This is a genomic window from Hoeflea sp. (assembly GCF_984452065.1).
Window position 1 is genome coordinate 7,878 of the sequence record NZ_CFHWAF010000166.1, and the last position, 837, is coordinate 8,714.

The window sequence follows — 837 nt, forward strand, 5'->3', positions numbered from 1 at the left end:
CGGCACGCCTGGTCCGCTGCGGGCCTACGCCTCATCGATGAAGCGGGAAATCACGCCGGCGGACGAGGCGGAGCGCCTGAAACGTCTGCGCGGCGAAAAGGGTTTCGATGCATTCAAGATCCGCGTCGGTTCCGAATGCGGCCGCGGCAGGGACGAATGGCCCGGCCGTACGGAGGAAATCATCCCGGCCATACGCGCGGCTTTGGGAGCGGACGCCGCCATTCTCGCCGATGCCAACAGCTGCTATTCGCCGGCCCGGGCGATCGAGGTCGGCCGTATGCTGGAAGACCACGGCTACGGTCATTTCGAGGAGCCCTGCCCCTATTGGGAACTCGAACAGACCAAGCAGGTCGCCGATGCGCTCGACATCGATGTCAGCGGAGGCGAGCAGGACTGTGACATCTCCACCTGGCGGCATATGATCGAAATGCGGGCCGTCGATATCATTCAGCCTGATATCTGCTATCTGGGCGGTCTCGCCCGCGCTTTACGGGTCGCAGGCATGGGCGAAAAAGCCGGACTGCCATGCACGTCCCACTGCGCCAATCTGTCGATGGTCACCTTGTTCACGATGCATTTCCTCCGGGCGATCCCAAACGCTGGCAGGTATCTGGAGTTTTCAATAGAAGGACCCGACTATTACCCCTGGCAGGAGGGCCTGTTCGTCCATTCGCCCTACGGGATCGTCGACGGTCAGGCGATGGTGACCGATGCGCCCGGATGGGGCGTTGAGGTCCGGCCCGACTGGCTGGAGAAGTCTCGCTATCGGATCAGCGCGCTTGACTAGGAGCCTGTCCGAGAGATCGTAATTTGCTGGACGATGGCCTCGTTGATTGA

1 protein-coding gene is annotated in these 837 nt (G+C 61.9%); it reads left to right on the top strand.

What is annotated here, in order from left to right:
• Window positions 1–787: mandelate racemase/muconate lactonizing enzyme family protein (locus AC5E6N_RS21545; RefSeq protein WP_491749739.1), on the top strand; the 787-nt coding region annotated here is incomplete at its 5' end.
• Between the last annotated feature and the right edge of the window lie 50 nt (window positions 788–837).